24 protein-coding genes and 1 other annotated feature (1 of these 25 only partly in view) are annotated in these 26,968 nt (G+C 35.5%); of the genes, 20 read left to right on the top strand and 4 right to left on the bottom strand.

The window, feature by feature from the left end; all coding sequences use genetic code 11:
- Nucleotides 1–33 precede the first annotated feature (33 nt).
- The 15 genes from BANA01_RS17090 to BANA01_RS17160 all read left to right on the top strand — a co-directional run bounded on the left by BANA01_RS17090 (nt 34) and on the right by BANA01_RS17160 (nt 18,015).
- Nucleotides 34–1,494 carry an oligosaccharide flippase family protein gene (locus tag BANA01_RS17090; RefSeq protein ID WP_063254059.1) on the top strand — a complete coding sequence of 487 codons (1,461 nt, stop codon included), beginning with the start codon at nt 34–36 and terminating at the stop codon, nt 1,492–1,494.
- A 1-nt stretch (nt 1,495) separates the two neighbouring features.
- Entirely contained in the window at nt 1,496–2,812 is a 1,317-nt protein-coding gene (locus BANA01_RS17095) for an O-antigen ligase family protein (RefSeq protein WP_082799567.1), read from the top strand.
- Nucleotides 2,787–3,839: a glycosyltransferase family 4 protein gene (locus BANA01_RS17100; protein WP_063254061.1), complete on the top strand. Its 1,053-nt coding sequence runs from the start codon at nt 2,787–2,789 to the stop codon at nt 3,837–3,839. The genes BANA01_RS17095 and BANA01_RS17100 overlap by 26 nt, the downstream gene beginning before the upstream one ends.
- Nucleotides 3,840–3,921: 82 nt before the next feature.
- Nucleotides 3,922–5,583, top strand: a complete 1,662-nt coding sequence (locus tag BANA01_RS17105; RefSeq protein ID WP_063254063.1) for a glucosamine inositolphosphorylceramide transferase family protein — start codon at nt 3,922–3,924, stop codon at nt 5,581–5,583.
- Between the two features lie 126 nt (nt 5,584–5,709).
- Nucleotides 5,710–7,107: a sugar transferase gene (locus BANA01_RS17110; RefSeq protein ID WP_063254065.1), complete on the top strand. Its 1,398-nt coding sequence runs from the start codon at nt 5,710–5,712 to the stop codon at nt 7,105–7,107.
- A 74-nt stretch (nt 7,108–7,181) separates the two neighbouring features.
- Nucleotides 7,182–8,000 (top strand): glycosyltransferase family 2 protein, encoded by an 819-nt coding sequence (locus BANA01_RS17115; protein ID WP_063254066.1) that lies wholly within the window; start codon nt 7,182–7,184, stop codon nt 7,998–8,000.
- Nucleotides 8,001–8,003: 3 nt separating this feature from the next.
- Nucleotides 8,004–9,059, top strand: coding sequence for an acyltransferase family protein (locus BANA01_RS17120; protein ID WP_063254067.1), 1,056 nt, complete (start codon nt 8,004–8,006; stop codon nt 9,057–9,059).
- Between the two features lie 76 nt (nt 9,060–9,135).
- Nucleotides 9,136–9,756: a sugar transferase gene (locus BANA01_RS17125; RefSeq protein WP_063254068.1), complete on the top strand. Its 621-nt coding sequence runs from the start codon at nt 9,136–9,138 to the stop codon at nt 9,754–9,756.
- A 5-nt stretch (nt 9,757–9,761) separates the two neighbouring features.
- The gene (locus tag BANA01_RS17130) at nt 9,762–10,523 is read left to right on the top strand and encodes a GNAT family N-acetyltransferase (protein WP_063254069.1); all 762 of its coding nucleotides are present in this window, start codon (nt 9,762–9,764) and stop codon (nt 10,521–10,523) included.
- A gap of 83 nt (nt 10,524–10,606) precedes the next feature.
- Nucleotides 10,607–11,698: a GNAT family N-acetyltransferase gene (locus BANA01_RS17135; RefSeq protein ID WP_063254071.1), complete on the top strand. Its 1,092-nt coding sequence runs from the start codon at nt 10,607–10,609 to the stop codon at nt 11,696–11,698.
- Between the two features lie 52 nt (nt 11,699–11,750).
- Entirely contained in the window at nt 11,751–12,929 is a 1,179-nt protein-coding gene (locus tag BANA01_RS17140; RefSeq protein ID WP_063254073.1) for an aminotransferase class I/II-fold pyridoxal phosphate-dependent enzyme, read from the top strand.
- Nucleotides 12,930–13,099: 170 nt separating this feature from the next.
- The gene (locus tag BANA01_RS17145; RefSeq protein ID WP_063254076.1) at nt 13,100–14,917 is read left to right on the top strand and encodes a polysaccharide biosynthesis protein; all 1,818 of its coding nucleotides are present in this window, start codon (nt 13,100–13,102) and stop codon (nt 14,915–14,917) included.
- Nucleotides 14,918–14,952: 35 nt separating this feature from the next.
- Nucleotides 14,953–16,182: a glycosyltransferase family 4 protein gene (locus BANA01_RS17150; RefSeq protein WP_063254078.1), complete on the top strand. Its 1,230-nt coding sequence runs from the start codon at nt 14,953–14,955 to the stop codon at nt 16,180–16,182.
- Nucleotides 16,183–16,293: 111 nt separating this feature from the next.
- Complete coding sequence (locus BANA01_RS29190) at nt 16,294–16,872, top strand: YdcF family protein (protein ID WP_169803710.1); 579 nt, start codon at nt 16,294–16,296, stop codon at nt 16,870–16,872.
- Between the two features lie 36 nt (nt 16,873–16,908).
- The gene (locus BANA01_RS17160) at nt 16,909–18,015 is read left to right on the top strand and encodes an acyltransferase family protein (RefSeq protein ID WP_063254080.1); all 1,107 of its coding nucleotides are present in this window, start codon (nt 16,909–16,911) and stop codon (nt 18,013–18,015) included.
- Nucleotides 18,016–18,060: 45 nt separating this feature from the next.
- Here BANA01_RS17160 and BANA01_RS17165 read toward each other — a convergent pair whose 3' ends face one another.
- Together BANA01_RS17165 and BANA01_RS17170 are read right to left on the bottom strand one after the other, a co-directional pair.
- The gene (locus BANA01_RS17165) at nt 18,061–18,765 is read right to left on the bottom strand and encodes a DUF421 domain-containing protein (RefSeq protein WP_063254082.1); all 705 of its coding nucleotides are present in this window, start codon (nt 18,763–18,765) and stop codon (nt 18,061–18,063) included.
- A 27-nt stretch (nt 18,766–18,792) separates the two neighbouring features.
- Complete coding sequence (locus BANA01_RS17170) at nt 18,793–19,848, bottom strand: lactonase family protein (RefSeq protein ID WP_063254084.1); 1,056 nt, start codon at nt 19,846–19,848, stop codon at nt 18,793–18,795.
- 134 nt (nt 19,849–19,982) lie between these two features.
- On the opposite strand from BANA01_RS17170, the gene BANA01_RS17175 reads away from it, so the two are divergent.
- Together BANA01_RS17175 and BANA01_RS17180 are read left to right on the top strand one after the other, a co-directional pair.
- Nucleotides 19,983–20,696: a DsbA family protein gene (locus BANA01_RS17175; protein ID WP_063254086.1), complete on the top strand. Its 714-nt coding sequence runs from the start codon at nt 19,983–19,985 to the stop codon at nt 20,694–20,696.
- Complete coding sequence (locus BANA01_RS17180) at nt 20,689–21,096, top strand: disulfide oxidoreductase (RefSeq protein WP_063254088.1); 408 nt, start codon at nt 20,689–20,691, stop codon at nt 21,094–21,096. Before BANA01_RS17175 ends, BANA01_RS17180 begins: the two co-directional genes overlap by 8 nt.
- Before the next feature lie 41 nt (nt 21,097–21,137).
- Here the strand turns inward: BANA01_RS17180 and BANA01_RS17185 are convergent, their stop codons facing one another.
- Complete coding sequence (locus BANA01_RS17185; RefSeq protein ID WP_063254090.1) at nt 21,138–21,584, bottom strand: Dps family protein; 447 nt, start codon at nt 21,582–21,584, stop codon at nt 21,138–21,140.
- Between the two features lie 357 nt (nt 21,585–21,941).
- On the opposite strand from BANA01_RS17185, the gene BANA01_RS17190 reads away from it, so the two are divergent.
- The 3 genes from BANA01_RS17190 (at nt 21,942) to BANA01_RS17200 (ending at nt 24,877) form a co-directional block, all read left to right on the top strand.
- On the top strand, nt 21,942–22,535 hold the full coding sequence (locus tag BANA01_RS17190; RefSeq protein WP_063254092.1) for a cell wall hydrolase: 594 nt from the start codon (nt 21,942–21,944) through the stop codon (nt 22,533–22,535).
- 177 nt (nt 22,536–22,712) lie between these two features.
- Entirely contained in the window at nt 22,713–23,570 is an 858-nt protein-coding gene (locus tag BANA01_RS17195) for an MBL fold metallo-hydrolase (protein ID WP_063254093.1), read from the top strand.
- Between the two features lie 167 nt (nt 23,571–23,737).
- Nucleotides 23,738–24,877 carry an HAD family hydrolase gene (locus BANA01_RS17200; protein ID WP_063254095.1) on the top strand — a complete coding sequence of 380 codons (1,140 nt, stop codon included), beginning with the start codon at nt 23,738–23,740 and terminating at the stop codon, nt 24,875–24,877.
- A gap of 339 nt (nt 24,878–25,216) precedes the next feature.
- On the opposite strand, the gene serA is transcribed toward BANA01_RS17200, so the two are convergent.
- Entirely contained in the window at nt 25,217–26,851 is a 1,635-nt protein-coding gene (gene serA, locus BANA01_RS17205; protein ID WP_063254096.1) for a phosphoglycerate dehydrogenase, read from the bottom strand.
- Nucleotides 26,852–26,931: 80 nt separating this feature from the next.
- Nucleotides 26,932–26,968, bottom strand: a binding site (T-box leader); it runs 173 nt beyond the window's last position.

Below are 26,968 nucleotides of genomic sequence, written 5' to 3' on the forward strand. Positions count from 1 at the left end.
GGTAACCAGGTGTCAAAATAAGGTGGCTAATTCATGGACAATATAGTTAAGAAGAATTCAATTGCAAAGAATATTATACATTTATTTTATAGTACAGCTTTATCTAGTGTATTAAATGCTGCGGCGTTAATCGTGTTAGCTTATTATTTACAGTCTTATTATTATGGAATGTTTAGTGTTGTTTTAGCGTTTGCCATGATCATGGGCTATTTTACAGATGCTGGACTAAGTGACATCGTCCTAAGAGAAGGGTCTAAGAAGGAGGTTAACACATCCATTCTTATTTCCTCGTACGTGAAAATGAGAATGGGTTTACTGGTCGTTACATTTCTATGTGGATTCCTAATTATTCATCTATCAAACGCAGGACAACGAGAAATCATTCAGACATCCTATTTTTTGATAATCCCAATGGTTACAGGAATTGCATTACAAAGCATAGGAACAACCTATTTTCAACTGATTGAGAAAATGCAGTTTTACGGACTAATCCGTATTATTTCATCTATTTGTTTAGTAGTCACCCTTACAATTGGGATGATTCTTCAACTTAATCCACTGATCATTTGCACTCTATATGGACTTTCTTATTTTGCAGCAGGTATATTTGGGGTCTGCCTTGTTAGTAAAAATGTAAATATCAGGTTGAAATGCCCATTCCATAAAGGATTATTACAAAATTTAGGCTCATTTACATTAGGTGGTTTGATTTTTGTCATGCTGCCCCAATTAGGACCGCTTGTGTTGGAAAAGACGATAACCCTTAAAGAAGTCGGCTTATTTGCAGTAGCATATCGAATCCCACAAGCCCTCCAGCAGATTCCCTTTATTGTTGCTGGAGCCTATTACCCGGTATTGTTTAGATCATATAATAATAACCTTTTACAAGATCACTTAAAATACAACATTGAGCTAATAAAAATTATCTCTTTAGTTGGAATGGCCATGACAATTCCATTTTACTATATGTCAGAAAGTATTATTCAGTTGTTATTTGGTGAAAAGTGGATTCAAGCAGCCTTACCACTTAAGATTTTATCAGTAATGTTAATATTACAGGCGATAAATATTGCCTTAGCAGATGGATTAACGTCAAGAGCATTACAGTCTTATCGTACCGGTGTTCAATTAATCGCAGTCTTTCTTGGTGTTTTTCTTTATATGTTCTTTAGTAAATCTTATGGCGTATCTGGTGCAGCAGTTGCTGGTGTAATGATTGAAGTGTTATCCTTACTAGGCTTTTGGTTATGCATACCAAATCGCTGGATTATTGCAAAAAGGGTAATTGTTCCGTACTTAGCCATTTTTATTATTTGTTTAGCTTTTATTGACCTTTTTCTAGATTCTCTCCCATTATTAGCCATTGTCGTCAATTACATTTTATTGGCTTTTGTAGTCTTTCTCGATAAAGAAAATAGGGAAAAGATAAACGGTTATATAAAACCATTGGGAATCAATAAAAGGTGGAAATCGAAGAAATCTGAGGGGGTTTAAGATGTACGATAATTTAACTCCAAAATCACGTAATTACAGCTTTACAATCTTCCTTCTCTTTTTATTAGTTACACTTGCAAATTATTACATTTATGTAGGGTTTGCTATAAAGCCCTATATGATTTTCCTCATCTTGTTTCTTATTATTAATCTTGGTTTATTTTACTTCCAAAGGCTGCACTTGTTTGAAATTGCAATGTTGTTATTTTACTTGATGTATAGCTTCAGTGGGGCATTTGCTTTATATCCTGCGGCAAGTATTAGAATCATCTTTGGAATTATCCTTTATATCTTCTGCTATTTTATTATGAAATCAGTTATTGGCAATGCTAGAGATTCGGTGATTGAAAGAGCACTATCCGACGCTGGAATATTTTTTAATGTTGCAAGTTTAACCCTCTATTTTGTTGGCTTAAAAAGTCTAGGGTTTGTATTTGAAGGTGATAGGGTCGTCCAATTCGGGGTACTGCTAGATAGAGATTACCCAAGGCTAATTGGTTTATTACAGGATCCTAATTTCTTTGTTTTCTATAATACCCTCTTTTTTTCTTATTATCTTTGTAATGTGCAGTCCTTGAAAAATAAGCTTGGTTTGATTCTCTGCGTAGTTGCAAACATACTAACGTTTTCAAGAGGCGGACTGTTAGTCATGGCACTCTTATTCCTTATTTTTATTATCATTAAAAACCCCTTTAAACAGATAAAACTAGTGCTTGGCCTTGTATTATCACTAGTGGTCACCGTGTATGTTGCAATCGTTTATATGAAATTTGATATATTTGGAATTTTACAGTCGAGAATTGAAGACTTCTCCCAGGATGGTGGAAGTGGAAGGATTGAATTGTGGGGGAGAGCGTGGGATTACTTTACATCGCATATGGTTATTGGAATTGGAGCTTTTAATTATTCAGAATACAACTTCTTTCAATATGGAGATAGTCTAGAAGTTCATAATACATTTTTAGATATCTTATCAGAGTCTGGTTTACTAGGAATGACATGTTTTTGTTTATTTATCTTTTTTTTATTCGTTCAGTTATTTCAAAGCAAGATTCACATAAATAAACCATACCTTTTTTTAGCTTTAGTGGGCATGATTCTTCAAATGGGATTCCTATCGGTCATTATTAACGACATGTTTTTTATGTATATTGCCATTTTAACGACCTATTTACATAAGGAAAATCGCGAATTAAACAATAATAAACATAAGACAGCATTGTTTTCTTCCTTATCCACCAGTAAGCAAATAGTAGAAATGAATGTTAATTATAAAGGAAGTGAAACAAAACATGAATATTCTAGTCATAACGGATAAGCTTATTCACGGCGGCGCAGAAATGTATTTTTGTAAATTAGAGAACCAATTACAACATCCAAACATTTCTTTTTACTACGCTGCGGGTCCTGGAGAATTGTATAAGAAAATCAAACATCAAAACCACTTTAATGAAATGAGCCGAACGAAACATCTTCAGAATATTAGAAGGCTAAGAAAATTGATTAACGATAAACAAATTGACCTTGTTCATGCGAATAGTTTGAGAATGGTTCTCTATTGTATAGCAGTAAAAAAGTTTACTAAAAAGAAATTTAAGATTGTTTATACAAAGCATAATGTTACCGTTCTCGAGGAAAAAAATCCCGTTATCTTTTCTCATTTATTAAATAAATATGTCGAAAGAATCATCACTGTCAGTGAATTTGAAAAGAGAAATCTTGTTAATGCAGGAATTGAGCCTAACAAAATTACTACTGTTTATAATGGTGTAGATTTAAATCAGTTTACTTTTCATCAAAAAGAAAAAGGCAAAACTTTTAAGGTTGGGATATTAGCAAGGTTATCCGAGGAAAAGAATCATGACCTATTTATCAAGATTGCAAACCAGCTTCGCGATATACCAAATCTAATGTTTTATATTGCAGGTGATGGACCAGAAAAAACAAAAATTGAGAATATCATTCAATCACAAAACTTACTTCACAAGATAAAGATGATTGGAGCCGTTCACAATCCTGAGGAGTTTATTAAAGAAATGGACGTATTATTACTGACATCCCACCGAGAAGTATTCCCTATGGTGATTCTAGAAGGGATGGCAGTTGGAACTCCAATCATCTCCATTAATAGAGGCGGGATTGGGGAAGCTATTATCGGGAATCAGACAGGTGTCCTTATAAATGACCATTCAGTTAATGAGTTCTGTAATAAAATTTTGGAAATGAAAACGAACGAAGAGCTGAGGAAACATTTCATTGAAAATGCCAGAAAAAAGGTTCAAGTGGATTTTTCGTTAGAACAAATGGTGAGTAATACGTTAAAAGAGTATTTGAACTGCAGCTGAACGGTCACAACAATTAGTGAACCTTGCAGCAGTGTCACATTGAACACCATTATTTTATGTAAAACCCTGGGAGTGTTAAGGAATGGGAATAAAAAGACTTCGTTTTGGCGTTGTTTGTGACAACATCAACGTTGAAGGATGGCAATTAAATAGCATTAGGAAAATGCTGGATTTGGAGTTTGTTGAGGCAGGATTAATCATTTTGATTAACTCCAATCAAAGTAAGCAAATATTTGGCAGGAATACTTATGTAAGGAAAACGAATCTAACAAGCATTATGAAAAACATAACAATATTAGAATGTGATTCCGTAAAATCTGTTACAGATGATAATCATTTTTCTGAGAAAGATTTGAAAAAGATTAATGGTTTTGAACTAGATTTTCTGCTAAATCTTTGTGAAGGCAATCTCGGTGGAGAAATAACAAAATTGCCCCGATTTGGTGTATGGTCCTTTCAACATTGTTCAAACCTTCCTCAATATATTTGGGAGATTTATAATGATCGACACGTAACCTTTGCTTCATTAAACCAAATCTCACACGAAAATATACTATTGAAAAAAGGTTGTTTTTCTATTATTAAAGATTCCTATAAGAAAAATAAACTACACATTACTTCGGTAATCTCAGAATGGCCAGCAAGGGTCTGTCAGGAAATATTGAATAATCATTCTGCTTACATGCGACAAGGTTCTATTGCTGCACAACCACCCAAGTTTATGAAACCTACTACTAAGCAAATGGGAGGATTTTTAGGAAAGTTGTTAATAAATAAGTGTAAAAAGGTGTTTTCAAAATTGTTTTCCTATGAATATTGGAATATTGGAATTGTTCCTAAACCAATACATGAGGTTCTTAATGATTCAAATGTAAAAATAAAATGGTTATTTCAAAAGAAGGATTTATATTATGCAGATCCCTTTGCCTATCAAGAAGAAGGCGGACTTCGGATTTTAATGGAAGAATTGGATTATAAAGTCGTAAAAGGGTATATAAGTGGCCTAAATGTTAAGAAAAATGTGGATTGGGATATTGTTACATTTAATCAGGCAATGTTAAAGTTCCCCTGTCATATGTCGTATCCATTTATTTTGGAACATGAAAATGAAGTATATTGCATTCCAGAAACGTCTGAAGTAAAGGAAGCGTCCATTTATCAATTAAATAAATCAAGTAAAGAATGGAAAAAAGTGAAAACCTTAATTAAGGATTTTCATGCGGTAGATTCAACAATCGTAAAACATGGAGATCATTGGTGGTTGTTTTGTACTAAATCGTTTTCGACGATACAAAGTCATAACAATGAACTTCATATTTTTTATGCTGATGAATTATTTGGTGAATGGAAACCGCATTGTTTAAATCCGGTTAAAATTGATATACGGTCTTCTCGGCCGGCCGGCACACCCTTCGTTCATGAAGGGATGCTCTACCGCCCTGCCCAGGATTGTTCAAAAACATATGGCGGCAGAATTGTTCTAAATAAAATTAAAACATTAACAATCTCAGAATTTGAAGAAGAATCCGTTAGTTTTGTAGAACCCCAAAGCGATAGCCTGTATCCAGATGGAGTCCATACGCTTTCGAGTGTAGGAGGAGTTACCCTTATAGATGGCAAACGTTTCGACTACAGCCTTTTCCACTTTTTCAGAAAACTATATAAATTAAGACCAGTAAAAGATATAAAGCAAGTAAACTCGTCCCAGCTCGAGAAAGGAACTACAACAGTTGACCCTCTTTGAAAAATGAGGGAAAAAAGAGACAAAATTTTTTTGATTTGGTTGTTCTTTATTAAGAAAATATTGTTTTGTTGAGCAAACGTAAATCTTACTGCTCCAATTATAAAAGTTTTTGGAAGGAGGATTGAAATGAAGGAAGGTTATAAAGGGCGATTTGTAAGAATCTTGTTGGCAATGGTCGATATCATATTAGTCTATTTAGGATTTATCATGACATATTGGGTATTCGAGCTACTTTCAATCCCGACTGAGGGGACTATCATTGATAACGTTAAATTGATTGTACTATCGGCGTCATCATTATTTGTTTTTTATCTATATGATCTATATTCGGATTGGCGCCGAAAGAGTATACAGCATTTAGTTTATTCCATTGTTTTATCGATGGTTGTCTTCTCTGGTTTTGAATTTATGATATCAAAATGGACACCTTATTTATCCTTTCAGCTAAGTTATATTTTTGTGGTATTTCTTATTCAAACAAATCTATTAATTTGTATGCGTATATGCTTTTGGTTGGTTAACAAGAAATTATTCGGTAAAAAGAAGGTTTATATTATCGGGGAGGATTCTAATACAGGAATATATTTAGCTGGTAAATTCCTAAACCATAATAAAGGGTGGTTCGAAATCTCAGGTTATATTCCTTTATCTAAAAAGGGCTCCATACATGAGTTTCTAGAAAAGGGTGACCTTTTTCTCCTTAGCCCTACTATTAATAGGTTGGATAAAGAGGAAATTGTAAGGCAATGCATTAACCATGGAAAAGAAATAATGGTAATACCACAATTATTTGAATTATCTATTATAGGTGCTACTACACAACAAATAGATGATATGATGGTCATTTCCATAAAACCTCCACGCTTAAGCGTATTTCAACAGATTAATAAACGGCTGTTTGACGTAATTGTATCATCCATTTTATTAGTAATATCTTGTCCTCTTCTATTGGCTTTATTTTTATTAATACCACTCACTTCGAAAGGACCAGCTCTCTATAGACAGGAACGCATTGGGTTAAATGGGAATCCATACTTGATTTATAAGTTTAGAAGTATGATACAAGACGCTGAAAAGAGAACAGGACCAGTATTAGCGACAGATAAGGATCCAAGAATTACGTTAATTGGAAGAGTGATTAGAGCTGTTCGTTTAGATGAGCTCCCACAATTATTTAATGTACTGAAAGGTGAAATGAGCATAGTAGGCCCAAGACCCGAGCGAGAATATTTCATTAATGAATTTAAACAAAACCTGCCGGAATACTCGTTTCGATTAACGGTAAAGCCAGGCATAACAGGATTAGGGCAAGTCTTAGCTAACTATACTACTCCAGTTGAAGAAAAATTGCGTTTTGACCTTCTTTACATTCTCAATTATTCATTCTGGCTGGATTTGAAAATCCTGCTGCAGACGATTAGGGTCGTTCTCCACCGTGAACAAGCTCAAGGGTTAAAAGAAGGAAATATTCGTAACCAAAAATTATTAAAAAATCTTGATCAAAACAAGGTGATTAATCACTAGATATCTTGCTAGAAGTTAACAGATTCGGATAAGTCCAAATATCTGTATTAATAAGGAGAAGGCGGGAAACAAAAATGGAAAAATACACTAAACCGATTGTTTCAGTTATTACTCCAACCTATAACGCTGCAAGATATATTACTGAAACCATACATTCTGTTAAAGATCAAACTTTTACAAATTGGGAAATGATTATTGTTGATGATGCATCATTAGATAACACGGTTGAAATTGTAAAGGAAGAGATGGTTAAGGATTCTAGAATTAAGTTAATAGAACTAGAAAAAAATAGCGGACCTGCCTATGCACGAAATATAGCTATCAGTGCTGCTAATGGAGACTATCTTGCCTTTCTAGACAGTGATGATCTTTGGCTTCCTAAAAAATTGGAGCGTCAGCTAATGTTTATGGAACAAAATAATCTTGCCTTTTCTTATACAGCATACAGGATTATGACTGAAAATGGTGAAAGAACAGATGTTGTTTTTCAAGTACCAGTTATGATTGATTATAAGAGCCTGTTAAAAAATACAATAATAGGTACGCTGACTGTCATGCTAGATAGAAGGAAAGTAGGGATTGTACAAATGCCATTACATCGGGATTGCTCCGAGGATTATGGATTATGGCTATCAATCTTATCTAAAGGAATCAAAGCAGTGGGTCTGACGGAGGAGTTAGCAATATACAGGAAGTGTGAAAAGTCACTGTCAAGTAACAAGCTAAAATCTGCTCAGAAAACATGGAACACATATAGAAAGGTAGAAAATTTTACGATCCCTTCTTCCTTATGGTATTTTGCAAACTATTCAATTCGTGCCTTGAAGAAACATTCGAAAACTAAGGCAATAAAAGATAAATCGAAAAGAAGATTTTTTGGAATAGAGGGATAAGCAATGGCAAGTGGAAGAAGAACTTTATCATATGTACAGATTTCTAGGGCGGTAGCCATTTTATTTGTCCTCTTAGGACATGTGAACACTTTATTTTATACCAACTATCAATACGATTGGTTTAATATGGGGCAATGGGAAAGAACGGGTGGTGTGGATTTCTTTTTTATCGTAACAGGTTTTATGATTTATTACCTTTATCATAAACATGCGGGTGTACCCGGAAAGACTACTGAATTTATCTTAAAGCGTGCAATAAGAATTTACCCCCTTTACTGGTTATTTACTTTAATTTTGATTGCGTTACCGTTACTATCTCCGTCCAAATTTGAGGGATATACCTGGGAAATTATTATAAAGTCGTTCATTCTTCTGCCCTCTGTACCTATACTTGATTCTGCTTGGTCACTGTGTCATATCATGTTCTTCTATCTATTATTTAGTGCTTTTCTTTTTCGTCCAAAAGTCTTTAAGCCTATTATATTTATGTGGATTGTGGCGACTATTTTAATCGAGTTAAAGCTCGTTCCATATTTTGAGGATTCGTTTATTTTTAGTTTTAGTAGTTTGGAAATCCTATTCGGGTGTTTAGTTGCATATTTGACTCTTAATTATTCATTTAGATATTCTACCTTATTGATTTCAATCGGGCTGCTTGGATATTTAGCGGTTTGGATCAATAATATATACAACTTTATGTACTTGCATGGGCCATTGTTCTTTTCTGTATTTTCTATGATTCTTATGCTAGGTATCTCGGAAAAAGACAAGAAGGAGAGAAAAGTCCCGAAAATACTATCATTCATGGGGGATGCTTCCTATTCAATCTACATTGCTCATACACCTTTATTGCACCTCTATCTCTTTTTATTGATCAGGCTTCATTTAATTGGTTCTTTAGGCTATTTTGTTTCAATGGCGATCGTCATTGTTTTAACAGTAATATCGTCATGTTTCGTTTATAAACTTGTTGAAAGGCCGATGACAAAATATTTAAGAAAATTGGTATTTACGAAAAAAATTCGTCCTGTAGAAATACCAATAGGAATTGCAAAATGAGGCAATTATGTTCTTTCTTGTTCGTTTTTAGAAACGGATTAATCTGTTATATTGAAAAAATAAATAGGAGGTAACCATGAAAAGATTGTTTGATATTGTTGCAGGTTTGCTCCTATTGTGCCTCTTCTGCCCCATCATGCTGGGAGTTGCAATTTTGGTCAGATTAAAATTAGGTTCTCCGATTCTTTTTAAACAAGAACGAGTCGGGTATCATGAGGGAATTTTTACTCTTTATAAGTTTAGGACAATGACAAATCAAAAGGATGAAGCTGGCAATGATTTGCCGGATTCTATTCGATTAACAAAGGTAGGACTTTGGCTGAGAAGAATGAGTCTGGATGAGTTACCACAATTACTAAATGTTGTGAAAGGAGACATGAGTTTGGTCGGACCACGGCCCCTTCTAGTCCGCTATTTACCATACTATACTCCAGTAGAAGGAAAGAGACATTCAGTTAGACCCGGAATTACTGGGTATGCACAAGTGGAGGGAAGGAACCAATTAGATTGGACCAGCAGATTGAAATTGGATGTCACTTATGTAGAGAACCTGTCTTTTCTATTAGATTTGAGGATTATATTCAAGACCATCAGTAAGACGCTAAAACGGGAAGGGATTGCTGATGTGCCAGACCAACAAATGTTGGATTTTGATGTGGAACGAAGGATGAAAGCTAGTATTCAAAAGGTGGAATAAATGAAATGAAATTACGTATTGAACCTTTAAAAAGTAAAGACGCTCACCTTATACCCAAGCTGATTGAGTCCGGGATGGATAAGGGTATTTTTAAACTTACCATTTTTAGTTCAAAAGGATATGGAGCTTACCTGGAAAAATTGCTAACAATTCCTGAGGAGCACCGAAGAGTAAAACTATATGGAGCCTTTGTAGGGGACCAGTTAGCCGGCTATACAGAATGGCGTATTTTTGAGAATAGCCTTTTTTTAAATAATATTTATGTTTTCCCAGATTATCAGGGGCTGGGCCTTGGAAAATCTCTATTAGAAGAACACGGTAATAAGTTAATGGAGGAATACAGAAAATCCAGCATAACCTTAGATGTTTTTAATAATAATGCAAAAGCTATGAGTTGGTATGAAAAAATCGGTTTTGTGAAACAGGAATCCATTAATTGGAATGTTGGGGAGCAGCTAGCGATAACCCCTAACAGTGCGTTTGAATGTTATATAGAAAATTATCCAAATGCAGAAGCGGAACAAAAGGCATACGATTTTTCTTTGTTTACTTGTTCAACAAAAAATGGAATTTATCAAATTGGTAGAATTAAAAATCAATTTTATCGACTAACAAACACTGAGTCTTTAAATAATGCTGATTTACTCCACTGCCTTTATCAGGTTGATCCCAAACGGAAAATCCTGCTATTGAGCAATGAAGAATTCTCAAGTAACTTTTCCTTCGCCTTGGCTTGTGTAAGTAGCAGGATGAAATTAGAGATTTAAGATGGGTCTATTTAAATTTTAATTGATTTTTCATATCTCGTTTGAATTTAACGGAATGAAACAGAACTTTTGGGGGGACTTTAGTGGTTTATAAAATATTTGATTTAAGTGAAAAAGAGAAATGGCACGAATTCTTAGAAAAGACAGCAAGCCAGGATATATATTTCACACCAGAATATTTTGAGGTTTCTGAGAGAAATGGGGAGGGGAAGGCTCAGCTCTTTATCTACGAGAATGGTCAGGATTTTGTCTATTACCCGTTTTTAATGAGGAGTCTAAATGACATTCCATATGCAGAAGACATAAGGAGAAAATATGGGGACTTATACGATATTACTACTCCATATGGGTATGGAGGCCCGATTACTAACATGACTGAAAATTCCGATAAAAACCATTTATTTAGCGGATTTGAGGAATCCTTTCATTCTTTTTGTTCTGACAACAATATTATTTCGGAGTTTGTTCGTTTTCATCCGTTGATTAGAAATGACAAGGATTATAAAGATGTTGAATCAACATTAAACCGTCATACCATTTACGTTGATTTATCTTTGGATTTACAAGATATATGGGCTAATTATGACACGAAAAACAGAAATAGACTACGCAAGGCACAAACCAATGAATATTTTACAATGGTCCATCGGTCTCCAAGTGAATTTGATAACTTTATGCAACTGTATTATAAAACGATGGATAAGAAAAACGCATATGATTATTACTATTTCGAGAGAGCCTATTTTGAAAACAGTGTGGAACTTATGAGAAATCATTTGGAATTAATAGAAGTTATGATGGGCGATAAAGTTATTATGTCTTGCTTTTTTATGCATTATGGAGATTTCATACATTATCACTTATTAGGTTCGGACGAGGAATATTTAAATTACTCCCCTAATAATTCTTTAATTCATTACGTTGTAGAATGGGCAAAGTCTAAAGGCAAGAAAGTTTTACATTTAGGTGGAGGATATGCTGGAGATACGGATACACTATATCGTTTTAAAAAGCGTTTTAATAAATATGGGGATTTACCTTTTTACATTGGAAAAAGAATCCGTAATAAGGAAATTTATCACCAGTTGGTTAAAGATCTGCCAGGAAACGAAAATTACTTTCCTTTGTACAGACATCCAGATTTTACTTTACAAACTCAGCTAAGTAAACGATAACGATTGCTTATATTTTAATATAAATATGCTTTTTGGGAGTGGATGTAAGTTCATGGAAAGTAATAATAAGAGAATTTATCTCTCGTCACCACATATGACAGGCAATGAGCATAAATACATCAATCAGTCCTTTGAGACAAATTGGATCGCACCTTTAGGACCTAATGTTGACAGGTTTGAAGAGGATTTATCCCAATATGTTGGAGCAAAGGGTGCTCTAGCAGTTAGTTCAGGTACTGCGGCCATCCATCTCGCATTAAGGTTGCTTAATGTGCAAGCTGGGGATAAAGTTTTTTGCTCCTCTCTTACATTTGTTGCTAGTGCTAGCCCGATTCTTTATCAACAAGCCGAACCTGTGTTTATAGATTCTGAATTTGATACATGGAATATGTCCCCAGAAGCTTTGAAAAGAGCATTTATGGACGCTGAAAAAGAGGGGAACTTGCCCAAAGCAGTCATTGTCGTTCATCTTTATGGACAGAATGCCAAAATGGACGAAATAATGGAAATTTGTAATTTTTATCAGGTTCCCGTGATTGAAGATGCAGCTGAATCACTTGGTACTACCTATAAGGGGCGAAAGAGTGGTACGACAGGGAAATTTGGTGTGTATTCATTCAATGGCAACAAAATTATTACTACATCAGGAGGAGGAATGTTAGTTTCAAATGACAAGGTTGCACTTGTAAAAGGAAAGTTCCTCGCTTCCCAAGCACGTGACAATAAGCCGTATTATCAGCACAGTGAGTTAGGCTACAATTATCGTATGAGCAATATCCTTGCTGGAATTGGTATTGCTCAACTGGCTGTAATTGAAGATAGAGTAAAACAAAAACAGGCTGTGTTTCAACGATATGTACAGGAATTAAATAATATAAAAGAGTTTGTCTTTATGCCAGAATATCAAGGGACAGGACATAATCGATGGTTAACTACTCTATTTATTGATTCGAACCAACTATCATTTACCCCTTTTGAGTTAGTACAGGAACTTGAAAAAGAAAACATTGAAGCGAGACTAGTATGGAAACCGATGCATCTGCAGCCATTACTCAATAAATTCAAGTACTACCAACATTCTAACCAAATAAGTGTTTCAAGTTATTTATTTGAAAGAGGGCTTTGTTTACCTTCTGGGACGAACATGACCGAAGAAGAACAATCCCGGGTTATAGAAGCTATACTATCTTTTGTTAGTCGCAGAAAAAGCCGACATTTTATAGGAATATAGATCCATTTTGTGTAATTAAAAAACTGGATCAGTAAATTGAAGAAAGATTTTATATGCATTTATGTTCTTTAAAAAGAACATGATGGTTCTTTTTATTTGTGCAATGATTTCTTTTGTTTGATTTTCTTTCGATGTCGACGTTAATAAAAATCAGAAAGAAGTGGCCAAGATTGAGTTACCAAAAACGGGTTCTTTCTTTAATCGTAATTGATTCTCTAATTGTATTTACATCGGTATATATATGCAGTTTTATTTTGTTCCCAGGCTTTATTATGCCTGCCGTAAAACAGTTAGTACTAATATCAACAACATTGCTTTTAAGTCATCATCTATTTGCTTATAAATATAAGCTATATCAAAGGGCATGGGAGTATGCAAGTGTAAGTGAGATGGTAACTGTTCTAAAGGCAGTAACCTTTTCAATCATCACGGCCGCAATCATTCAGCTTATTATTGGGCAACATGTATATTTTCGAATTTTAACAACAACGTGGATGATGCATATGTTTTTAATTGGCGGATCACGATTTTCTTGGCGTATTTATAAAGATAAACATTTTTCTGAAAAAGCCAAAGTTAAAAAGCGTACGCTTATTTTCGGTGCAGGATCTGCGGGCATTTTGACTGCGAGACAATTAAAACATAGCAATAGTGAGCTTATTCCTGTCGCTTTTATTGATGACGATAAACAAAAGAAACACCTTGAAATTTTAGGGTTGCCAGTGCTTGGCGGCTTAAATACGCTCAAAAGAGCGGTACAAGATTTAAGGATTGAAAATATTATTATTGCTATCCCATCTCTTACTAAAAGAGAACTAAACATTATTTTTGAGGAATGTTCCAAAACAAAGGCTAATACACAGATGATGCCGATGTTTGAAGATTTGGTAACAGGTAAGGTCTCTGTTAATGAAATTCACAATGTAGAACCGGGAGACCTTTTGGGCAGGGAGCCTGTTGAATTAGATGCAAACTCGATTTCCCAATACATTGCTAATAGCGTTGTCCTAGTAACAGGTGCCGGTGGATCGATTGGATCTGAAATTTGCAGACAAGTCTCACAATTCGATCCGTCTAAACTTATTCTGCTTGGTCACGGGGAGAATAGTATTTATTCCATAGAAATGGAATTGAAGTCCTCATTAAGTAACAACATTGAAATTGTAACTGAAATTGCTGATATTACGGACAGGGATAAGATATTTGCGATTATGGATGAATATAGGCCAAGGGTAGTATTTCATGCTGCTGCTCATAAGCATGTTCCATTAATGGAGAGAAATCCAGAAGAAGCGATTAAGAATAATGTTATTGGTACAAAAAATGTAGCAGAGGCAGCAGGGGAAACACATGTAGAGACATTTGTCATGATCTCCACAGATAAGGCCGTAAACCCAACAAGTGTTATGGGAGCCACAAAAAGAATTGCAGAGATGATTGTGCAAGAGTTAAACCAAAAAAGCAATACAAGGTTCGTAGCCGTCCGGTTTGGGAATGTATTAGGCAGCAGAGGGAGTGTTATTCCGTTATTCAAGAGCCAAATTTCTAAAGGTGGTCCTATTACGGTAACGCACCCTGAAATGACAAGGTATTTTATGACCATCCCTGAAGCCTCTAGACTTGTGTTACAAGCAGGAGCGCGTGCAGAAGGCGGGGAGATATTTATTCTTGATATGGGTGAGCCGGTGAAGATAGTTGATTTAGCAAAAAATTTAATACGCTTATCCGGCTATTCAGAGGATGAGATAGAAATTACTTATTCGGGGATAAGACCGGGTGAGAAATTATTTGAAGAAATTCTAAACCAAAATGAAGCACAAGACAATCAGGTGCATCCAAAGATTTTCGTAGGTAAACCAGTGAATGTCGATAGTACGAAAATTACAGATTTAATTGAAAATTATGCCTATCTTGATAGAGAATCACTAAAGGAATTCCTGTTGTTTATGACCAATCAATCTAATGAAAATATTAAAGCAGTTGTTTAGCAGTCAAGCTAACTCGTTGGATGGAGAGTGTAAGGATGTTTTTAAATAAAAGAGAGATTCTTTTAGTCGCTCCCTTTACAATACTTCCTGGGGAAAAAGGATTTAATCGATTTACGTATATTGCAGAAAAGTTAAGCAGCAAAGGTCATAAGGTTACGTTACTTACGAGTAATTTTAAGCACAGTGATAAGAACTTCAGAGACAAAGCAGTAATTGAAAAAATCAGCAGGAGCCTTAAGTACACAATCGTCATGATTGAAGAACTAGGATACAAAAAGAATATTGGCATTGATCGAATTCAAAGTCATAGACACTTTTCAAAACAACTAGCACTGTATTTAAAGAATCGTAAACAAAAGCCCGATGTAATATATTGTGCGTATCCAATGATGGATGCGGCTTTTATTGCTGGAAGATATGCCAAACAGTATCAAATTCCATTTGTAATGGATATTCAGGACGTATGGCCAGAAGCAATCAAAAATGCAATACCCCTTCCAGAGGTAATGGCTGATATCTTATTATATCCACTTACTATCTATGCAAATAAAATTTATAGTTTAGCAGATTACGTCGTGGGGGTTTCAAAAAGTTATGTTCAACGAGTAAATAATGTCCATGAAAATGCTAAAAGTTATTTACCCATTTTTATTGGAACAGACCTTGGTATTTTTGATAGCTATAAAGAAAAATATGTAAAGAAAGATCCTAATGAATTTTGGATAACCTACATTGGTACCATTAGCTATAGTTATGACCTGGAAACGGTAATTCGTGCAGTTTCTATTCTGAAGCATAAAGGTATCAGCAATATCGTTTTTAAAGTATTCGGGTCTGGACCTTTACAGCCAAAGTTTGAGAGGTTGGTTAATCAGCTTGATGCCCCTGTCGATTTTATGGGCCATTTTAAATATGAGGAAATGATCCCTTATCTTGTAAATTCAGATATTGCAGCAAATGCAATCAGTAAAGGTGCCCAACAAAGTATTACCAACAAAATTGGAGATTTTCTATCAGCTGGGTTACCAGTATTAAATAGCAGTCTTAATAAGGAATTTATGGATATGGTGACAATTGAAAGTATAGGATACAACTACAACCCTGGTGATTCGGTTAAATTAGCAGCCCTAATTGAACATCTTTATAATAATAAAGGTTTACGAGCAGCATTTGGAGGAAATGCCAGGAGATTAGCGGAAGAAAAATTTGATAGGAGATATTCCTATAAAGATATTTATAGGATTATTGAACAAGCAACCGTTTAAAGAAGAACCACTAAATAGATCATCACAGGTGATATAATGGTACCTCCAAAGTTGATGTCTTCACAGAATAGAAATAATGGAATTCTGTTCACCACCAGAAAAATTAAATATGTGTTTTTTTCAGTGCTGCTTTTTTTTATATTTTTTCTTATATTTGCAGGACGATTTTTAGTCATTGATGAAAAGCCAAAAAAAGTAGATGTGATTGTCGTATTAAGTGGGGGAGAAGGACGACTGGAAAAAGCAATGGAACTTTATGAGTCGGGATATGCAAGTAAACTGATAGTATCTAATGGATTGGCTGATAATTTATGGGCAGAGGCTGCTCAACATCTGCCCAGTAGTTCGATAATATTGGAGAAAAAAGCAGATAGTACGTATGAGAGCGCTGTCTACGTAAAGAAACTCATGAAAAAGTATAAATTTCATTCCGTTATCATTGTCTCTTCTGATTTCCATATGAGGAGGGTGAAATATAATTTTCAAAGAGTCTATAAGGGCAGTGATCATGAGCTTATTTATGTAGCTAGTGATACCTCGTATAATCCTATAGTATGGTGGATGAACAAACGCAGTTTTGGTATTACCATTAGTGAATATGTAAAAATTATTGGAAATACTTTTGGTGTTCATGGAAATGAAGCAAAAAGAACATTGTATCGTTATTTTGAAATGTTCTTTTATGAATAGCAGCAATAATAGTAGTAATAGAAGGAGGAATCAGTTTTGGAGAAAAAATTGGTAAACGAAATTTTTCTGATGAGAACCATTTCGTGTTTAAGTATATTACTTCTTCATTCCCTGGCAAGAGCTTACTCTCACGACAACAATATTGTTAACCTAATGCAAGTTTTATTAACTTTTGGGACACCTACTTTTGTCTTTATTTCTGAATTTATCTTGGCACGTTCTTATCCACATGCACTTCCAGACAATTTTTGGTCTAAAAGACTAAAGTTTATTATGGTACCTTATATTTTATTTGGTACATTTTATGCTCTAATGAAGGGGTTTGAACAATCATTAAGTTCTGGAGACAATTTTATGAGTTCTTTTGGAAGTTTCCTATGGAAACATATATTATTGGGGGATTACCATGGTTATTTCATTCTAGTAATCTTTCAATTTTATTTATTGCATTATTTCTTCCATAAATATTTGAAAAAGTGGAACCCATTCATCGTTATGGGGAGTGCGCTGCTCATTCATTTAGTGTATTTAGGATTCTTTAATTTTGTCAAAGCACCTCAAAATGAAATTGGAATTTACATTTGGGAGAAGTTTTATTGGGTACCTTTTTTTGGCTGGTTTTTCTATTTTACTCTCGCTTATTACTGTGGAAGGAACTTTTCAGTGTTTATCAAATATATTAATACATTTTCAAGATGGGTAATAGTTAGTCCATTCATAACTGGGGGCTTAGTTCTTTTTTTATATGAATCAAAAATAATTCCGGTTATTTCTTCCAAAAGAGTAGATATGGTATTTTTTACTGCAAGTATGATTTTCTTAATTTATTATATAGCTACAAAATTACACAAAGTACCTAGAGTTGTTGTTTGGATTAGCCAGTATTCATTTGGAATTTATTTAATGCATTCAGTCTTTTTAGCTGTTATGTATTTAGCCTTCAACAGATTACCTGTAGAAATAAATCCAGCAATGCTTACAGTAATATACTTCTTTGTTAGTCTACTGTTGTCAATTGCGTCCACATTTGTTCTCAATAAAATTCCATATGGATATTATTTTATTGGAAAGATATCTATAGGTATTAATAATAACAAAATGAGTAACCCGATTGCCCCTAAGACAAAAACGGTACAAGGGTAATTTTATAAACAAAGGGGTGCCTTTAATGAGACACCTCTTTGTTGATTATTGATATAAAAAAAGGTTGAGTTTATTTTTACGGTCGATTGTGGCTAATAAAACATTACCTACCTCAGTCTGATACTGGCTCCTTAGTGTGTTTATGAGCCAACCTTCATCCTTATTTAGTTGGTGGAGCTCATGAAGTTTAATTTTGCCTTCTTTTATAATAGTCTTAGGAAGATCAAATGGCTCGGTAGCTAAGTTATATGTAGATGGGGTGATTGGTTGGTATTTTGGATCCAAAAAAACGGACAACTTCCCATCTGCTTCCCACAATGCTAAGGCAACTTTCTTAACATCTTCTACTTTTTCCTCACGTAATTCTTCTAATAAAATATCGATGGATATTCTGGCTTTATTCAACCCTTTAACGATAATTTCTCCGTCTTTTACAAGTGTAATGGGTGCAGGAGTGATTAATTTTCTAACTCGTGGAAATCTTAATATTGAATAAACACTGCCAATATACAATACCACCAAAACTACTGTAGTCGTCAGAGAACCCTTTAATCCAAGGTGTTCATCTGACAGTGGATGGGCAATGATGTTCCCGATTATTAGAGCGATAGCAAAATCAATCACTCTAAGCTGAGCGATGGAACGCTGCCCCATTGCCTTCGCCACTAATATTAAAAAGAAATAGGCAAAGACAGCACGTAAAACCCATTCTATTGTTGTTAAGGATTCCTGACTATGGAAGAAATTCATCAAAGACACATCCTTCACAAGTTAAGTTTATTTTCCTAAAAACTTAACACAAACCGGGTGTGGTACCTTAATATCAGATTGTAAAAGAGTTAATTTTCCGTTATTTTCATCTCGTTCAAATAGTACCAAGTTGCTGGATTCCTGATTAGAAGCAACGATAAAGTTACCGCTGGGATCGATGGCAAAATCTCTTGGCCAATCTCCTTCCGTAGAAGTATGTTCCACGAAACTTAGTTCACCAGTTTCTTCGACATGATAGACAGCAATACTATTATGACCGCGATTTCCTGCATATACAAAGCGGCCGTCCGCTGAAATATGGATAGCACTTCCTTGATTATTTTCATTAAACGCTTCAGGAAGAGTAGAAATATATTGTAACTCTGTAAAATGACCATTTTCCGGATGATAGCGCAGAACAATTACCTCTGAACTAAATTCAGTCATAAGATACGCAAGTATACCATTAGGATGAAAAGTCAGGTGCCGAGGACCGCTGCCAGCTTTTAAAGGCAGTAGATGAGCTTTTATTAGTTTTCCATCTGGACTTACTTCGTAAGTAGTAAGAGAATCTGTTCCTAAATCGATTGCGGTAAGATACTTTTCATCTGGAGTCAATCCAGTATAGTGTACATGCGGTTTTTCCTGCCTAGGGTCAGGTCCAGAACCCTCATGTTGGATAATAGAAGAGGCAGGCTGAATCGAGCCGGTTTCCGAATTAATTAGGAAGGATTCGACTGTCCCTTTATGATAATTACCGCTAAATACAAACTGATTCTTACTATCAACGCTCACATGGCAAGGAGGAGAACCTTCTGATAATTGTTTATTTATAGGCACAAGTTCTCCATTGTCTGTAATAGAAAAAGAAGCAAGTCCGCCTGAGTTACCCTCTTTCCCTACAGCGTATAAATATTTTTGATCCATTGATAGGGTGAGGTAGGTTGGATTCTCTATGAAAGCTACAGCTTTAATATCTGTTATTTTTTTTTCGGAACGATTTAATGTAAAGCTGTAAATTCCTTCGCTTTCGCCTTTGGTATATGTACCAATATAGCCAAGTTGTAAATTAGGTGATGTCATGTAAAAAACTCCTTTTAAGATATTATCTCTTTATTTTAACCTTAGCAAAGCGCTTCAGTCTAATATGTGGAATTTTTATTTAAGTCACTATATAGTTAATAACATAAAGTAATTACTTAATAAGGAGTTCAATTATGGCGCAGAAGAAAAAGAAAGTTAACAAAACCCAAAAATCTACATCATCAAAATTTGTTTTTTGGATTATTGGATTAATCGCAATTGCTGTTATTGGATTTATCTTTTTAGCCAACAACGACAAATCAGATGATAATGCTAAAGAAGAGATTGATTATTCCAACCAGCCTTTTCTAGGGGAAGAATCAGCCCCTGTTTCAATTGTAGAATTTGGCGATTATAAGTGTCCAAATTGCAAAAACTTTACTGACAACGTAGTACCGCTAATAGTAAAAGAATTTGTTGACACAGGCAGGGCAAAATTTTATTATTTCAATTATCCATTTATTAATGTTGATTCAGATCGGACAGCTAAATTTTCCGAGGCAGTCTATCATGAGTTAGGCAACGAAAAGTTTTGGGAATTTCATGAACTTATTTATGATAAGCAGCCAGAAGATACACGATACGAAAAGATTGATGTTTTCACCGAGGAATTTTTAACCGAAACTTTAGAAGAAATGGCTACTGAGGAAGAGGTTAAGAAGGTAGTGGCTTATTTTGATACAAAAGCTCCCGAAGACGCTTGGAAGAGTGACGAGGCTCTTGGAGGGAAATTAGGGGTTAGTGGAACACCGACCATTTTTGTTAATGGGAAGCGATTTGATGGACAAACCATGGACGATTTAAACAAATTAGTTGAGGAAGCGGCGAAGGAGAAAGGGAATGAATAAACCTTTACTGCTTGCATGGGTTACAGCACTTATTGCGACCATTGGAAGTTTGTATTTTAGTGAAGTTCTCTACTATATACCCTGTACGCTTTGTTGGTATCAGAGAATTTTTATGTATCCATTAGCAATCATACTGGGGATTGCTTTTTACCGGAATGATAATGAAATTGTGAAATACACATTACCATTGTCGATTATTGGAATGCTCATTTCAGGCTACCACACAGCTCTGCAAAAGATTCCTTATTTGCAGCAATTTGAAATGTGTAAAAGTGGTGTGCCTTGCTCAAAAGATTATATTAATTGGCTAGGATTTATCACCATTCCAATCTTGGCGTTTACCGCCTTCACGATTATTACCATCTGCTTCGTTTTCATTGCTCGAAACAACAACAAATAAGACTCAGCATTTGCTGAGTCTTATTTGTTTATTTCCTTAAATTAAATCGATTTGCCAAGGAATGCTGTTAACATCCATACATGTTTTTCTAAACCAGAATGAATGGCAAGGAGCATATCACCTGTGGTTTCATCATCCATATCTCCGGCAATGCTCATACCTTCTTTTAATTCACCAATTATAATTGAAAAATCATTTATAATGGTTTGAACCATTTCCTCAGCAGTTTCGCTTCCATTTGCTTCTTGAACCGATGAAAGTTCTAGACACTCTTTCATCGTTGCAACTGGATTCCCTCCGATTGCAAGTAATCGTTCTGCTAATTCATCTACATGCAATCCGGCTTCGTTATAGAATTCCTCAAATTTAGCGTGTAGGGTAAAAAACTGACCACCCTTTACGTACCAATGGTAGTTATGTAATTTGATATACAATACTGACCAGTTTGCAATTTGTTTGTTAAGTATGCTGACTAACTGATTTTCCATTATGAACCCTCCATCATTTTGTCTTCTATTATATTATTACCAAAGATTTAGGGAGAAACCTGTGAAAAATCAAGGGATATTTTGTCAATTTGGTGAAAGGTATCATTGTTACATTGGTATTTCATGAAATAAGCCTGAAATAGAATGTAATAATTTTTCCTTAGTTATCCATTAGTGGGAAAAAGAAGGGAATGATAACAAGTTGGTTAACTATTCCATTTAATAGATAAATGCTTTCATAGCAGGAGCGATTTATGCTATTCTTGCACTGGTTATTTTTGGCTAATGAATAAGTATGTTACAACTGATAGCCTTATTAGTAGAGAAAACAACGAGAATACTAGGAGGCTATAAAACATGAATAAATTAAAAAAACTTGTTATTGCAGCGGGATTAATCTTTTCAATGTCAGCATTTACTGGTGTGACCAAGTCAGAAGCAGCAACTACTCACAAAATTCAATATGGTGAGACATATTGGAAAATTGCTAAAGGATTTGGTATTCCAGTTAATAGCTTAATGAGTGCGAACAATAGTAAGCCACTTATTGCAGGACAATATATGACTCTGCCAAACTCTCCAATTTCAGCGGCAGATGAAGAATTAATGGCAAAACTTGTTCGTGCAGAAGCCGTTGGTGAGCCATATGCCGGAAAGGTAGCTGTTGCAACTGTTATTCTAAACCGAGTGAAAAGTCCAGACTTCCCTAACACCGTTCGTGGAGTCATTTATCAAATTTCAAATGGACACTATGCATTCACGCCAGTTCAAAACGGTCAAATTAATCAGCCAGCTGACTTAGCGTCCAAAAGGGCAGTGAATGAAGCAATCGCTTTGATGGGTAAAGGAAATGGTTCTTTATTTTTCTACAATCCAAAAACAGCCGTTAGTGATTGGATCTTTTCACGTGAAGTAACCGTGACAATTGGAAATCATCGTTTTGCACGATAATCAGGGGACGCTTGGAGACATTTCCAGGCGTTTTTTTTATGTTATTGATCGGAACAACAATCTCAAGTATATAGTTTAATCAATCCATTTTAAATAAACCTACATCATAGGATAGTAAGTATAAGCGCAAAATAGCTTTGTCAGCCAAATTACTAATATAAAGAAAGAGGTTTAAGAATGGATCAAGAGATTTCTTATGGCAGTGATTATAAATTTATCCCCGCAACTTCAATAGCCAGTGGTATTGGCATAGAGGTCCTGCCCGATTTATATAGCCACACCATCCAAATTGTAAATATCTGTTTAGTCGGAAATCCCGAAGCAAAGAATTTTGTTTTAGTTGACGCTGGAATGCCTGAATCAGCTAACGAGATTATTTCTGTAACGGAAGATCGTTTCGGTGCTAATAGCCGGCCGCAAGCCATTATTTTAACACATGGTCATTTTGATCATGTAGGAGCCATTATTGAATTAGTCAAGTATTGGAATGTCCCTGTATATGCACATGAATTAGAATTTCCTTTTTTGACTGGAAAAATGAGTTATCCAGAGCCAGACCCTACTGTAGAAGGCGGTTTGGTTGCTAAAATGTCGCCGATGTTTCCCAATGAACCAATTAATTTAGGGAATCATATTCAATTCCTTCCTTCTGATGGAAGTGTGCCGCACTTGTCGGGATACCGCTGGATACATACTCCGGGGCATAGTCCCGGACATGTGTCACTATTTAGGGATCAAGATCGTTCTCTGATAGCGGGAGATGCATTTATTACAGTTAAACAAGATTCACTTTATAAGGTTCTTACACAAGAAATGGAAGTAAATGGACCACCAAGATATCTTACAACCGATTGGCAAGCTGCTTGGGAATCGGTTAGAAAATTGGAGGCACTGCAGCCAACCACGGCTGTAACTGGCCATGGAATTCCATTATCAGGTGAAATGCTGGCTAATGGTCTGAAAAAGTTAGTTAATGACTTTGAGCAAATTGCTATTCCAGACTATGGTAAGTACGTTAATAAAAATAAACATTAGATAGGTTGAATAGCTTCAGAAAGCCGATTATCACATGGAGATAATCGGCTTTAACTGTTCCTTTCTATAAAAAGAAATTAAGCCGTATTTTAGAATCCTCTTTAAAAACAACTCTTTACTGTGTTACGATAACGAAATAAAGTGGACTGGAAAAGAGGGTGGGTTAAGTGATAAAAACAATCTTATTTGACGTTGATGGAGTCTTATTAAGTGAAGAGCATTATTTTGACGCCTCTGCACTAACCGTATGGGAATTGTTAATAAGTAATAATTATTTGGCATTGGCACCTGAGAAATTTAAAACAGATTATAGTAAAGCAGAGATTAAGAGTATTCGGGAGACTGTATTCGGAAAGCATGATGAAGTTCTAAAGCTCATGAAGTCAAGGGGGCTCAATGCGAATTGGGATATGATTTATTTGTCTTTTGGCCATCAACTAATCCATCTCTTATCTCAAATAAAGGAAAAAGAAAATAGCAGCATCAACAACTGGCTGCAGGAACCCATCACAAGAGAAGTGCTGCTTGATATAGGCAGGGTATTACGTAATTATCCAGTTAATCAAGATTTCGATCTATTTGTATCTGATTTTGGAGAATCAAAGGAAACAAAGCAAGAATTGTTCAATTATCTTAATCAATTAGCGGAAGAGAGACTCGGGGTTCAAACAGAAATCTTTAGCGGAATCAATGCACTTTGGTCAGTATGTGAGCATGTCAGTCAAGAATGGTATGTTGGCGATGAGAATGTAGAAAAATCCACTGGCAAACCTTCTGTTCAATTAGGAAAGAAAGGCTTTTTAGCGAATGAAACCACATTGGCTGCTAAAACAGAGATAGAAGCACTCTTTTCATTCCTAAAAGATTCTGGAGTAAAAATAGGAATTGGAACGGGGAGACCTGAGCTTGAAACCATTCAACCCTTTCACCACTTAAACTGGCTAAAATATTTTGATATCAATCATATTGTCACTGCAGATGATGTGCTCAAAGCAGAAAAGGGATTAAACGAAAGACGGTCACTCTCAAAACCAGATCCATTTACGTACATTATGGGGCTAAAAGGAAGAAATACTTCAGTAGAGGATTGTTTGCGTACTACTTTGCCAATATCAAATGGAGAAGAGGTATTAGTTGTCGGGGATTCACTGGCGGACTTGCTGGCTGCACAAAAAATGGAATGTCAATTTGCTGCAGTGTTAACTGGATTATCAGGAAAAGACGCAAGAAGTGACTTTGAAAAGCACGCTGCAGACTATATTCTCGATACAGTGCTTGATGTGAGAGAAATAATCGAGAAAAACTAAGAGGGATTGCCGAGCAATCCCTCTTAGTTCGTATCTGATGGTTGATCGGATTGCAACTGAAAAATAAACGAAACTTATTTTTAGCTCAAGCGAGAGAGATTAGCCCCAATTCGTTACCTTTTACCCGCCTTTCCAGTTAGAAAGGGCACGAATAGCCTCTATTCGTTACCGTATATCCGTATTTCCAGATAGAACGGGCATGAATAATAGCCCCAAGCGTTACCGGTTTCCCGCCTTTCTAGTTAGAACGAGCACAAATAGCTCGTAGAATAAACCTCGAGAATTAACCATCAAATATTAAAGACCAAATCCATAACAGATTTGGCCAGCATCAATTAGTTATTTAACCTTTTCAAGCTCCTGCTTTCCTGGATAAAAGGAATCTACATTCGCTAACTCCAGTGATTGAGCTTCGTTTAAACCATTAATAAGTGTAAGGGCTTTGATAACCTCCGGAGTAATCTGCTTATCAAGTGTTAAGACCATGATTGCTTCTCCGCCAACAGCTGTTCTGCCTACTTGCATCGTTCCGATATTAATTTGATAATCCCCAAGAAGAGATCCAACCTTACCAATCATACCAGGCACGTCCTGATGTTTTACAAGTAAGAGATGGCTTTCAGGTCTTACATCAATGCGATAGTCATTAATTTTTACGATTCTAGCACCATAGCCATTTAATACGGTTGCTCCGATTTTGGCTGTTTCCAATCCTTTTGTAATGGAGAGTTCCATATAATTGGCGAAACCTTTATTCGTAGCATTTTTTTGCACATTATAGGAAACACCTTGCTCCTTTAAAAGATGAAGAGCATTAATTAAATTAACCGAGTCACTTAAATGATGGGATAAAACACCTTTAATCATGGTTCGTGTTAATAGTTCTGTATCTTCTTCAATTAAATCTCCATAATAATTAATTTCAATTTTAGAAGGAGCATGCTTTAATAGTTGAACCACTAGCTGCCCCACTTGTTCTCCAAGCAGTAAGTATGGCTGCATTTTTTGCTGCGTTTCACCTGACATCTGCGGCATATTCACAGCATTGCGGATGGATTGTGTTTCAAGAATTTCAATAATTTCTTCACTGACCTCTTGAGCTACTTTCTCTTGTGCTTCTACAGTGGAAGCTCCTAAATGCGGGGTAACAATAATATTGGGATTGTCCAGCAATTCTGGATCGGCAACAGGTTCCTTTTCAAAAACGTCGAGTGCGGCACCTGCAACCTGGCCAGTTCGAATCGCCCTAACTAAAGCCTTTTCATCAATAATTCCACCTCTGGCGACATTGATAAATCGTACTCCCCTTTTTGTCTTGCTTAAGTATTCGTCGTTGACTAAACCTTTTGTATCATTTGTAAGTGGTGTATGAATGGTTATGAAATCCGACTCGCGTGCGATTAAATCGAGGCTTGCCTTTTTCATTCCAAGTTTCTCAGCTCTTTCCTCTGTTAAATAGGGGTCATATCCCAAGATATTCATCCCAAAGCTCTTAGCACGCTTTGCGACTTCGGTTCCGATTTTACCCATACCAATGACACCAAGAGTTTTTTTGTATAATTCTACTCCCTTAAAAGAATTTCGATCCCATTCTCCGCCAACAGTCTTTTTGTGGGCTTGCGGAATCATTCTCGCCATAGAGAGCATCATCGCTAATGTGTGTTCTGTAGCGGCAATCGTGTTGGCACCAGGAGCATTTATGACGATAATTCCTTTCCCAGTAGCAGCATTCACATCGATATTATCTACACCTACACCCGCTCTAGCAATTACCTTAAGTCTGTCAGCATATTGAAGCAGTTCTGATGTAACCTTCGTTTGACTGCGGACAATTAAAGCCTCGTAATCTCCAATAATATCCTTTAGCTCTTCAAACTTTAAAGTAGGCTGGCGCTCTACAATAAAATTAGGGTGGTCAAACAAACTCTTTAAACCAGAATCACTAATACCATCGGTTACTAGTACCTTAAACATCTTTTAACTCATCCTCTCGTATTTCTAATTTTTTTTAAAAAAATAAAAAGTCCCTCATAACAGGACAGAGTTGTCTTGTTATGAGGGACGTGATCAACGTGGTGCCACCCTCTTTTG

This window comes from Neobacillus niacini NBRC 15566 (assembly GCF_001591505.1).
GTDB classification, from domain to species: domain Bacteria; phylum Bacillota; class Bacilli; order Bacillales; family Cytobacillaceae; genus Neobacillus; species Neobacillus niacini.